At 65.7% G+C, this 10,097-nt stretch carries 9 protein-coding genes and 3 pseudogenes; 9 read left to right on the top strand and 3 right to left on the bottom strand.

All coding sequences use genetic code 11. The features are described from left to right. Together AC1D1G_RS35410 and AC1D1G_RS35415 are read left to right on the top strand one after the other, a co-directional pair. Positions 1-202 (top strand): annotated as a pseudogene (locus AC1D1G_RS35410) (SAM-dependent methyltransferase); the annotation flags it as partial. Positions 203-296: 94 nt separating this feature from the next. Next, positions 297-1,214 carry an alpha/beta hydrolase gene (locus AC1D1G_RS35415; RefSeq protein WP_477955748.1) on the top strand — a complete coding sequence of 306 codons (918 nt, stop codon included), beginning with the start codon at positions 297-299 and terminating at the stop codon, positions 1,212-1,214. Between the two features lie 2 nt (positions 1,215-1,216). On the opposite strand, the gene AC1D1G_RS35420 is transcribed toward AC1D1G_RS35415, so the two are convergent. Further along, complete coding sequence (locus AC1D1G_RS35420; protein ID WP_477955749.1) at positions 1,217-1,714, bottom strand: SRPBCC family protein; 498 nt, start codon at positions 1,712-1,714, stop codon at positions 1,217-1,219. Positions 1,715-1,837: 123 nt separating this feature from the next. Continuing rightward, a complete protein-coding gene (locus AC1D1G_RS35425) occupies positions 1,838-2,680 on the bottom strand; it encodes a GlxA family transcriptional regulator (RefSeq protein ID WP_477955750.1) in 843 nt (280 codons plus the stop codon). Positions 2,681-2,811: 131 nt separating this feature from the next. On the opposite strand from AC1D1G_RS35425, the pseudogene AC1D1G_RS35430 reads away from it, so the two are divergent. Both AC1D1G_RS35430 and AC1D1G_RS35435 read left to right on the top strand, forming a co-directional pair. Then, positions 2,812-3,449, top strand: a pseudogene (locus AC1D1G_RS35430) (HD domain-containing protein). Between the two features lie 55 nt (positions 3,450-3,504). Then, complete coding sequence (locus AC1D1G_RS35435; RefSeq protein WP_283332318.1) at positions 3,505-3,942, top strand: carboxymuconolactone decarboxylase family protein; 438 nt, start codon at positions 3,505-3,507, stop codon at positions 3,940-3,942. A gap of 90 nt (positions 3,943-4,032) precedes the next feature. On the opposite strand, the gene AC1D1G_RS35440 is transcribed toward AC1D1G_RS35435, so the two are convergent. Next, positions 4,033-4,371 carry a hypothetical protein gene (locus AC1D1G_RS35440; protein ID WP_477955752.1) on the bottom strand — a complete coding sequence of 113 codons (339 nt, stop codon included), beginning with the start codon at positions 4,369-4,371 and terminating at the stop codon, positions 4,033-4,035. A 141-nt stretch (positions 4,372-4,512) separates the two neighbouring features. Here AC1D1G_RS35440 and AC1D1G_RS35445 point away from each other — a divergent pair, with 141 nt between their 5' ends. The 5 genes and pseudogenes from AC1D1G_RS35445 (at position 4,513) to AC1D1G_RS35465 (ending at position 10,026) form a co-directional block, all read left to right on the top strand. Next, positions 4,513-6,057 (top strand): flavin-containing monooxygenase, encoded by a 1,545-nt coding sequence (locus AC1D1G_RS35445; RefSeq protein ID WP_477955754.1) that lies wholly within the window; start codon positions 4,513-4,515, stop codon positions 6,055-6,057. Further along, a complete protein-coding gene (locus tag AC1D1G_RS35450; protein ID WP_477955756.1) occupies positions 6,054-6,986 on the top strand; it encodes a metal-dependent hydrolase in 933 nt (310 codons plus the stop codon). The genes AC1D1G_RS35445 and AC1D1G_RS35450 overlap by 4 nt, the downstream gene beginning before the upstream one ends. Further along, on the top strand, positions 6,983-8,086 hold the full coding sequence (locus tag AC1D1G_RS35455; RefSeq protein ID WP_477955758.1) for a PDR/VanB family oxidoreductase: 1,104 nt from the start codon (positions 6,983-6,985) through the stop codon (positions 8,084-8,086). Before AC1D1G_RS35450 ends, AC1D1G_RS35455 begins: the two co-directional genes overlap by 4 nt. Further along, positions 8,083-8,610, top strand: coding sequence for an SRPBCC family protein (locus AC1D1G_RS35460; RefSeq protein WP_477955760.1), 528 nt, complete (start codon positions 8,083-8,085; stop codon positions 8,608-8,610). The genes AC1D1G_RS35455 and AC1D1G_RS35460 overlap by 4 nt, the downstream gene beginning before the upstream one ends. Further along, positions 8,607-10,026 (top strand): annotated as a pseudogene (locus AC1D1G_RS35465) (aldehyde dehydrogenase family protein). The gene AC1D1G_RS35460 and the pseudogene AC1D1G_RS35465 overlap by 4 nt, the downstream one beginning before the upstream one ends. Positions 10,027-10,097 lie beyond the last annotated feature (71 nt).

Raw genomic sequence — 10,097 nt, forward strand, 5'->3', positions numbered from 1 at the left:
CTACAGCAGCGCCGGGCGGGCCCGGGTGTGGCGGATGTACATGGCCGGCGCGGCGTTGGCGTTTGCGGCGAATCGGCTCGGGATCAACCAAGTTCTGGCAGTCAAATCCTCCGATCGGGGTGACAGCGGCATGCCCGGCACCCGTGCCGAACTCTTGCAACAATCTGTACCGATACAATCTCCGTCGGCTCGCGAACACTGAAAACCGTTCAGAAGCACTGAATTCGCGTTCGGTGTGTGCCGAGCGCTGCGCGGTAAACAGTGTGGTGATGAGACCCCGACGGTGAGGAGGGCGCGTGCGGTTCGCGCTGGACTATTTGCTGGCTGACGTGCCCGCGGAGCAGGTCGAGGAAGCTCGGGGTTTCTACACCTCGAGGGCAGCAGGCCGTGGCCCCCGCACCCCCGAGGAGTTGAGGGAAGTACGGGCGAGGCGGTCCGCTCCTTCTCCCGCCGATCCACCGGCGATCGAAGAGATGGTCGAAGCCGCGGGAGCGCATGTCCCGGTGAGGATCTCTACCCCCACCGGCGGTCGAGCGCGGGGCGTCTACCTCGACATACACGGCGGCGGCTTCTACATGGACTCCGCGGCGCGCGACGACGTGCGTAACCGTGAACTCGCTGACGCTCTCCGCATCGCCGTCGTCAGCGTCGACTACCGGCTGGCACCCGAGCACCCGTGGCCGGCCGCACCCGATGACTGTGAAGCGGCGGCGCTCTGGCTCGTCGAACACGCCGATGCCCGCTTCGGATCATCCCGACTGGCGATCGGCGGGCGTTCGGCGGGAGCGACACTCGCAATGGCAACTCTGCTCCGGCTGCGGGACAGGGGAGCCGTCGACGGGTTCACCGGCGCCGCACTCCAATTCGGCACCTTCGACTCGAGCGCGCAGACTCCGGCCGGACGTCGGATCGCTGACGAATACTTCATCCAGGCCTACGCCGGCCATGTGGCAGATCGCACTGCTCCAGACATCTCTCCTCTCTACGGCGACCTCCACGGCCTTCCCCCGGCGCTGCTGGTCGTCGGAAGCAAGGACGTGTTGTTGGAAGACAACCTCGCGATGGCAGGCCGGCTCTCCGCCGCCGGCAATGACGTCGAGCTCCGGATCTATCCCGACGCGCCCCACGGGTTCACGGGCCACCCCACGGCAATGGCCAGGACTGCGCTCTGCGGCGTCGAATCATGGCTCCTCGAGCGGCTCGCCCAACCGTAGGACTACTCGGGCGTCCAAGCCTGGGAGGTCGTGGCGGCAAGCTCGGCCAGGTGGTGCAGCGAGTTTGTGAGATGCTCAGGACCGAACGGCGGGAACTGGATGTACTCGCGGATGAACTGGGGCACCGCAGACCAGTCGTAGGTGAGCGTGACCTCGGTCTCGGCCGGGCCGCGCGGCACCAGGTCGTAGCGCCAGATCCAGCCGCCGAACTCCAGGCGACCGCCGTCCTTCTCCTGCCCCGTCATCCAGCCGATGGCGCGCGGCGGGTCGATCACGTGGACCTCGTTGGCCACCTGATACTCACCGTTCGGATGGTTGGGGTGATACATGTCCATCCGGAAAATCTGCCCCACCTCGGTCAGCGGCGCCCGGTCGGCGGCTTGCTGAACCCAGCCGGTGCCGTCGATCGCTGAATGGGTCGTCGGGTCGGCCAATACCGCGAACACCCTGGGGGCGGGCACGGTGACCGTCACAGTGGCGCTCACGTTGTCTTGATCCACGGTATGCACGCTCCTTGTTGCCTCATCTCACACCTCCCGCAGGTGCGGAAGCGGACACTCATCAATACAGACTGCGTGGCGAGGCGGAATTCATCGGTCGCCGACGCCACACGGTGGCCACGGTTATCCTGCGTCGGCGCGGTGTGCGGTGCGGAAGCGGCGTTGGTAGGCCGCCGGGGACATCGACAGCTCTCGCACGAAGACTCGTCGTAGGCTCTCGTAGCTCGGGAATCCGGCGAGTGATGCTGCCTGGGTTGCGTTGTGTCCCTGGTCGAGGAGGGCCTTTGCCAGGTCGAATCGGATCAGTTCGACGTATCGGGCAGGTGTGGTGGACAGTTCGGTGCGGAAGAGTCGTGTGAGGTGGCGGGGGCTCATGTGGAGGTGTGTGGCGAGTTCGGCGAGCGAGTGGTTCCCGGAGGGGTCCGCCGTCACGAGATCCACGATTCGGCGGAGGGCTGGTGTGCGCGGCGGTGGGCCTTGGAGTGGCGCGGAGAATTGCGATTGTCCGCCCGCGTGCAGGTAGACCACGAGGCGTCGGGCGACGTCGCGTGTCAGTTCGGGGCCGTGGTCGTCTTCGACGAGGGCCAGCGCTAGGTCGATGCCGGCGCTGACGCCTGCGGAGGTGTAGGTGGTGCCGTCGCGAACGTAGATCGAGTCGGGTTCGACGTGGGTCGTCGGGTGGCGGGCGGCGAGTTCGCGGGCGATGGCGGTTCGGGGGTAGATGTCGCCGCCGGCGACGAGGAAGGTGTCGGGGGACGGTTCCGATGCTGCGTTGCCGTCCACGGAGATCGTGATGCCGATGGACGATGCCACATTGGCCCCGGTCGGTGACAGCAGCACGATTTGGTAGTCGGCGCCGCATAGGTTCGCCTCGGCGAACACCTCGGCGGGGCCGGCGACGTCGAGCAGTTTCACCCCGTCGTAGACCAGGACCGCGACCCGGTGGGGGTGGGAGCTGGTGTGCATGCTCACCGCCTGTCCGGATTCGAGTGGTTCATGGCCGGACCGAGGCGGCGCCGGAGGCCAGGTGTGCGGCACCGTTGGGGGACGGACACATCGTCTGTTCTACAACATCGAAACCTGAAAGTGCAGGATCCATGACCGAGATCATCGCAGGAGTGGAGATTCCCGAGACGCAGGCGGCGGCCGAGGCCACTCGCCTCGTCCAGGATACGACGAACCCGCTGATCTTCCATCACTCGCGGCGGGTGTTCCTCTTCAGCACGCTGCGGGCTCGCGTACTCGGCCTGCGGCCGGACCCTGAGCTGCTGTATCTGTCGGCGCTGTTCCACGACACGGGTCTGCTCACGCCCTTTCGAATGTCGAGCAGCGGTTCGAGCTCGATGGGGCCGATCATGCTCGTAAGTTTCTGCTCGATCGCGGTTTCTCCGACGCCGCCGCCGAGGTGGTGTGGACGGCGATCGCGTTGCACACGACGCCGGGGATTCCCGGCCGGATGGGGGATGAGGTCGCTGCCACGAACTTCGGTGTTCTCACCGATGTGGTCGGGTTGGGTTTGGACGGTCTGGACCCGGATCAGGTGGAGGAGATCACCGCTGTCCATCCGCGGGGTGACTTCAAGAACGAGTTTCTGCGTGCTTTCGTCGACGGGCTCAGCTATCGGCCGGACACGACCTACGGCACCGTCAATGCCGACGTCCTGGAGCACTTCGTTCCGGGCTTCCGCAGCGTGAGCATGGTCGAGCGGATCACGGGGTCGGCGTGGTCCGCGTGACCGGAACGCACGCACGACCATTCGTCAGTCCGGCACACTATTCGAAGGAAACATGATGACCAGCGTGAATCTCGGTAAGCAGCACCCGTCCGTTTACCAGAGCCTGACGAAGTTGGACGCGGAGGTGAAGGCAGCTCTGGAGGCGGCGGGGGTGGGCCCGCTGCTGGTGGAGTTGGTGAAGATTCGGGTCTCGCAACTCAACGGCTGCGCGTTCTGTCTTCGCTTGCATACCCGCGACGCGCTGGCCAAGGGGGAGAGCGCGGATCGACTTGCGGTCGTGGCGGCGTGGTGGGAGTCGCAGTACTTCAGCGACCAGGAGCGGGCGGCGCTCGGGCTCGCCGAACAGGTCACCGCGCTCGCTGTCCCGGAACGGCGGACCTGGGACGACGGCTCACTCACCGACGTGCAGGTGTCCGCGATCAGCTGGCTGGCGACCGTGATGAACGCCTGGAACCGGGTCGCGATCACCAGCCACTATCCGGTTGCGCCGTAGAGTTCTCGGTCCTCGCGGCACGAGGCAGGCGGTGACGGCGAATCGGGCCGGCGCAAGGGCGGGAATCGCGGTGGTTGTCCATGGCGAGTGTCACCTGGTTGGATCCGGCGTGCTGTTGACGTTGGCCTGGGCTTCGATTGCCAGCGAAACATGGTCTATGACCCGGCTTTTGGAAATTTTCGAGTTGCCGGTGAGCCAATCCTGGTACAGGAACGCGAGAGCGCCGAACATCGTTATCGAGTTGAGTTGAGTGGTGACCTTGTCGCGTTTTCGTCGCCGCTCAGCGTGTCGAGCGATGCCGCGATCGGCGCCGTCCGTGCCCATGATGTCCAGGCCTGCTTCGATCAGTTGTTCCCGGCGCTTGGCCCGTCGGTCTTCCGGCTCCTGTCCACGCCATCGGCGGGGTGCGCCGCGGCCGGTCTCGGTCATGTCCTCATCCTCTCACTGCGGCGTGCAGGTCGGATGCCGGTGTGATCCTCTCCCTAATGTTGACATCGATCGCTGTTGACAGCGTGTGATGTCAGTTCTAGTGTTGCCGGCATGCGCGGCATCAACGAGGAGGGCGCCCGAATGGTCAGGTCTGCAACACCGGTGGAACTTCCGGTCGACAGCGTCGATGACCCACCCGAAGTGGTCGACGTACTCGTCGTCGGAGCGGGATTCGGTGGGCTGGGAACTGCGATCAGACTGAAACAAGCCGGCATCGACGACTTCGTCGTGCTCGACCGCGCGGAGGACATCGGCGGGACGTGGCGGGTCAACACCTACCCGGGAGCGCAGTGCGACATCCCCTCGATCCTCTATTCATTCTCTTTTGCGCCCAACCCGAACTGGACCAGGCTTTACCCGCTGCAGCAGGAGATCCACGACTATCTCCGCGCCTGCACTGAGAACTTCGGCATCGTCCCGCATCTGCGGATGGGTCACGACGTGCGGGACGCGACCTGGGACGACGACTCGCAGGTGTGGCACGTGACCACCAGTCGTGGAACCTGGGAGGCGCGGATCCTGGTCGGGGCGATGGGCCCGTTCAGTGAACCGGCGGTACCGAACCTCCCGGGACTGGCGAGCTTTCGAGGCGCTGTCTTTCACTCGGCCGCCTGGGATCACGAGCACGATCTCGCGGGGGAAAGGGTCGCGGTGATCGGAACCGGTGCCTCTGCGGTCCAGATCATCCCCCGAATCCAGCCGATCGTCGGTTCGATGACAGTGTTCCAGCGGACCCCGACGTGGATACTTCCGCACCCCGACCAACCGATGACCGGATGGCCCCGGAAACTGTTCGCGCGGGTACCTGTTGCCCAGCGGCTGGCACGGACCGGTCTCGATCTGGTCCAAGAGGCGATGGTTCCCGGATTCGTGTACAAGCCGGCGCTACTGAAAGGGCTGGCGGCACTCGGCCGCGCCCACCTGCGCCGCCAGATCCGCAACCCCGAACTGCGGACAAAACTTACGCCCACCTATGCGTTCGGTTGCAAACGACCAACGTTTTCCAACTCCTTCTATCCGGCGCTCGCGCAACCGAACGTGGACGTGGTCACCGACGGAATTCGGGAAGTGCGATCGAATGGGATCGTCACCGAGGACGGCGTTCTGCACGAGGTCGACACGATCGTGCTGGGAACGGGCTTCCGGTTGACCGACAATCCCGCGTTCGATGTGGTGCGCGGTCGAGACGGTCGTACCCTCGCCGAGGCGTGGAACGGCAATGCCCGCGCCTATCTCGGCACCACTATCAGTGGTTTCCCCAACTTCTTCATGTTGCTCGGTCCCAATTCGGTCGTCTACACCTCGCAGGTTGTGACCATCGAAGCGCAGATTGCGTACATCCTCAGTTGTCTGCAGGAAATGAACGCGCAGGGGGCGGCGAGTATTGACGTCCGCCCCGATGTTCAGCAGGCGTTCGTCGACGAGGTCGACGAGAGGTTACAGACCTCGGTATGGAACACCGGCGGGTGCAACAGCTACTACCTCAGCGGCGAGGGCCGCAACTTCACCTTCTACCCGGGGTTCAACCGCCGCTTCCGCGCGCGGACCCGCCGGGTGGACCTCGACCACTACATCGTCAGCGGGGCCGGAGCCTCGGCAAAGTCGCCAGTGAGGACAGCAGGATGATGTCGTTTCCCCGAATCGGCCGAAACCCTGTGGTCGATCCTGTCGGTGCGCGGCGGTACACGGACGAGGCACACGCGATCGCCGCTCGTGACGTCGAGTTCTCCTGGGATGGAGTGCCATTGCACTATGTTCCCGGCGAGCCGATGGCCACGCACGTCATCAACTTCATGCATCTGGTTCTTCCCGAAGGTGAGCGCGCGATGTCCGCGACGTTGGCGGAGGCACTGCCGTTGATCGAGGACGAGCGGCTCCATGAGGAAGTGGTCGGGTTCGTCGGCCAGGAGGCGACTCATGCCGCTTCGCACAAGGGTGCCCGTGAACACCTCGCGGAACTGGGCATGGACATCGAACCGATGGCGAAGAAGATGGACTGGCTCGTAGACCGGATTCTGGGAGATCGAGGGTTGTCCGGCCGCGCGAAACGGGCGTGGCTGTGCGAACGGCTGGGCTTGTTCGCCGCCATGGAGCACTACACCGCCGTGGTGGGGGAGTGGCTGCTGACGGACCCCGCGCTGGAGAAGGCGGGCATGCATCCGGTGATGCTCGACATGGTCCGGTGGCACGGCGCCGAGGAGGTCGAGCACCGGAACGTCGCCTTCGACGCCTACATGTACGTCGACGGCAGCTATGCCCGCCGCGTACGAACGGCGCTGATCGCCAGCCTCACGCTCAGCTTGCTGTTCCTGACATCGATGAACTACCTCTTCTGCACCGACCCGTCGATGGACAAGGGTCGCTTCTGGCCGCTGCAGCTGATCCGTGCAACCAGGCGGGGGCTCGTGCCCAACATCAAATTCCTGATCACGGAGATTCCGCCGTACCTCCGTCCCGGCTTCCATCCCTCGCAGATCGGTGACATGGATGTGGCGATGCGATACCTCGCACAGTCGCCTGCCGCCAACCGTTCCCACCGAGAAAGTCACTCATGACGATGACGACGTCGGACAGGTCCGCAGGTTCGGACTCCGATACGCCCCATTTCGAACCCTCCAGGGTTCTCCGGCTGGCCGCGCGGGCGACGGTCGCGTACCGGCACGTGTTCGCCGCCAGCCGGGCAGCTCCATGGCTGTCGAGGCCGAAGCCTGTGCGCAACTGGGGGTTCGATAGGGATCTGATTGTTGCGGAGGTGCGGACCGAGGCTGCTGATGTGGTCAGCCTGAAAGTGGTGTCGCCGGACGGGCGCGATCTTCCGTCCTGGATCCCGGGCGCTCACCTCGACCTGATCCTCCCGTCGGGAAAGCAACGGCAGTACTCTCTGTGCGGCGACCCCGACGACCTGTCGTCCTACCGCATCGCGGTCCGCCGGATCGACACCGGTCTGGGTGGCTCGATCGAGGTACACGACTCCCTGCGGGCAGGGACGTCGATCACCGTGCGGGGGCCGCGCAACGCCTTCCCGCTGGTGGCCGCGGACTCGTATCTGTTCGTCGCGGGCGGAATCGGAATCACTCCGATCCTGCCGATGCTGAAGAGATGCCACGACCGTGAACTGCCATGGCGGCTGGTGTATCTCGGACGCTCCCGAGCGGCCATGCCGTTCCTCGACGAACTCGCCCGGTACTCCCGTGGCCAGGTCGAGATCCGGCCGGACGACGAACTCGGCCCTCCCGACATCGCCGGAATCRTCGCCACGGCTTCACCGGGTGCCGCCGTCTACATGTGCGGCCCGACACCGTTGATGACGACCGCACGTCGGGTGATGCGCGAGATCGACCCGACCGGATCGCTTCACACCGAACGCTTCTCACCACTTCCGGTGGCCGATGGCCGCGAGTTCGAGATACACCTCGCCCGCCGAGGGACGACCGTGTCCGTCGGGCCGGACGAGACCGCGCTGGCCGCGATCCGCCGGGAGGTCCCCGGCGTCGCCTACTCGTGTCAGCAGGGCTTTTGCGGCACCTGTCGCGTACGTGTTCTGGCCGGCGAGGTCGATCACCGCGACAGGATCCTGACGCACAACGAGAAGGAGGATTCGATGCTGATCTGTCTGTCCCGCTCGGCCGGTGGGTCACTGGTGGTCGACCTGTGACGCGCTGGTACCCACTCGCCGCGACCGACGACGAGTTCCTGCAGACCGCCCGATTCCGGATCGTGCACGTCGTGAATCTCTCGACGGACACCGGCCACGTGTGGAGTGTGTTGACCGCACACGACGCACTGGTGTCGTGGGCGCGGCTGATCACGGCAAGCGAGTGGACATCGTCGCGGCCGTTCGGCGTCGGCACCACCAGGACCGTGACGCTCGGGCACGGGGCCGCAGCGCTGAGGGAACGCTTCTACCGCTGGGACGAGGGCAGACGGATGACCTTCACCGCCGAGGCAGCCAGCAGACCGGGATTCCGCCGGTTCGCCGAGGACATCACCCTGGAGCCGACGCCGGACGGAACCCGCCTCACCTGGACCTTTGCGGTGGACTCCGCGCCCGGTTTCGCCCCCATTCTCGCGCTGTCCCTGCCACTCCTTCGTCGGGTGACACGGGGATGGGCGAACGCGCTCGCAGACACGGCGCTCGACGACACGGCGCTCGACGGACCGAAGGGCACCACCCGATGATCAGCACCTCGGCTGCGGCCGACACGTTCGATGTGATCAGTCCGGCGAACGGGCAAGTGGTCGGTACTCACCCACGCGGGTCGGCCGACGACGTCGACGACGCGGTGCGCCGCGCGCGTGAGGTCGCCGGATGGTGGGCGGAACTGGGATTCGAGGCACGCGCCCGGCGACTCGATGCGTGGCGGGGCATCATCGCCCGCCGGGCACCGGAACTCGCGGAACTCACCCACCTCGAGATGGGCAAGCCGCAAGCGGACGCGATGCTCGAAATTGCGATGGCCTTGGAACACCTCGCGTGGGCAGCGAAGAACGCCGCCCGGGTACTGGGTCGTCGCACGGTCCGCCCAAGCCTCCTCACCGTCAACCAGGCGGCCGGCGTCGAGTATCTCCCCCTCGGAGTCGTGGGGGTGATCGGACCGTGGAAACAAGCCCAGCGAGTACACCCCGGGAGTCGGTGTGTGGTTGGCCCAGACATTGTCCGAGGTCGTGCCGGAACACCCGGTTCTGCAGGTGGTCACCGGTGACGACTCCACGGGAGCAGCGCTGTGCCGATCGGGTGTGGACAAGATCGGGTTCACCGGTTCCACCGCCACCGGAAAGCAGGTGATGACCGCGTGCGCGGCGACGCTCACCCCGGTCCTGATGGAGTGCGGCGGAAAGGACGCCTTGATCGTGGACGCTGACGGCGACCTCGACGCCGCGGCCGATGCGGCGGTGTGGGGTGGATTCTCCAACGCCGGTCAGACCTGCCTCGGGGTGGAGCGGGTGTACGTGCACGAAGAGGTATTCGACCGCTTCGTCGATCGGGTGGTCACCCTCGCAGGCACGATCCGCGCCGGTTCCGGCGGGAACGCCCAGATCGGCCCCGTCACCATGCCCACGCACATCGACGTCATCCGTCGCCACATCGACGACGCGATCGGAAGGGGCGGCCGCGCCGTGCTCGGAGGACCGGACGCCATCGAGGGCAACGTGGTGCAGCCGACCATTCTTGTGGACGTGCCGGAGGACAGTGCCGCGGTCACCGAGGAGACATTCGGGCCGACACTGACCGTCGCCAGGGTGCGGGATATGGACGAGGCGGTCGAACGGGCCAACGCGACCCGATACGGGTTGGGGCTGAGCATCTTCTCCCGCCGTCACGGCGAGGAGATCGCGACACGAATCCGCACCGGCGCGGTGTCGGTCAATTCGTACGTCATGTATGCCGCCGTCCCGAGCCTGCCGCTGGGTGGTGTCGGTGATTCCGGATTCGGCCGGGTTCATGGCGCTGACGGGTTGCGGGAATTCACGTTTCCGCGTGCGATGACGAGGCAGCGATTCCCGTCGATTCTTCCGCTCACCACGTTCCGGCGCACACCACGCATCGACGCTCTGGTCCGCGTTCTCGTCCGACTGCTCCACGGAAGGCATTGATGATGGCCACGTTCAGAACCCGGTCGACAATTGCGCGCACCCTGAGAGACCTGGGCCTCCCACTTCCCGGT

Source organism: Rhodococcus sp. P3_B8, assembly GCF_056402775.1.

Bases quoted from the DNA above. Each gene is read 5' to 3' on its own strand.
- AC1D1G_RS35450 (WP_477955756.1), top strand. From the start codon at position 6,054: ATGATGTCGTTTCCCCGAATCGGCCGAAACCCTGTGGTCGATCCTGTC.
- AC1D1G_RS35440 (WP_477955752.1), bottom strand. From the start codon at position 4,371: ATGACCGAGACCGGCCGCGGCGCACCCCGCCGATGGCGTGGACAGGAG.
- AC1D1G_RS35435 (WP_283332318.1), top strand. From the start codon at position 3,505: ATGACCAGCGTGAATCTCGGTAAGCAGCACCCGTCCGTTTACCAGAGC.
- AC1D1G_RS35445 (WP_477955754.1), top strand. From the start codon at position 4,513: ATGGTCAGGTCTGCAACACCGGTGGAACTTCCGGTCGACAGCGTCGAT.
- AC1D1G_RS35425 (WP_477955750.1), bottom strand. From the start codon at position 2,680: ATGCACACCAGCTCCCACCCCCACCGGGTCGCGGTCCTGGTCTACGAC.